At 38.7% G+C, this 520-nt stretch carries 1 protein-coding gene; it reads left to right on the top strand.

Annotated features, from left to right (window positions below):
* On the top strand, nt 1-520 hold a 520-nt coding region (locus M1F74_RS09570; protein WP_247946974.1), incomplete at both ends, for a Cna B-type domain-containing protein.

The following is a 520-nucleotide window of genomic DNA, read 5'->3' as shown; positions in this document are numbered from 1 at the left end:
AATGGTCAAGAAATCAAGTACACTGTCAAAGAAGTGGCTGTGAAAGAATATACCTCAACAGTTACTACGGACAAAGATGGTAAGTACACAGTTACCAATGAATACACACCAGTGAAAACATCTGTAAAAGGTCATAAGATCTGGAAAGGTGATGAAAACCATAAAGACGCTCGTCCATCTTCTATCACTGTGAAACTTCTTGCGGATGGTAAAGATACTGGTAAAACTGCAATAGCTTCAGAAGCAACTGGTTGGACGTATGAATTTACAGATCTTGATCGTTATCAAGATGGTGGTAAAGAGATTGTTTATACAGTTAAAGAAGCATATGTTCCTAAAGGCTATACTTCTGAAGTAATTGGCACTAATATTGTAAATCACCACAAGCCAAAAGACCCAGAACCAAATAAACCACAGGATCCAGAGCCAAACAAGCCAAAAGATCCAGAACCAGGAAAACCAGGACAAAAACCTCAACTTCCTAACACTGGTGAAAAAGCATCTAATGCAGCAGTAGTTG

The organism is Streptococcus oralis (genome assembly GCF_023109315.1).
Taxonomy (GTDB): Bacteria; Bacillota; Bacilli; order Lactobacillales; family Streptococcaceae; genus Streptococcus; species Streptococcus oralis_BS.
This window is presented reverse-complemented; position numbering and strand designations above follow the sequence as displayed.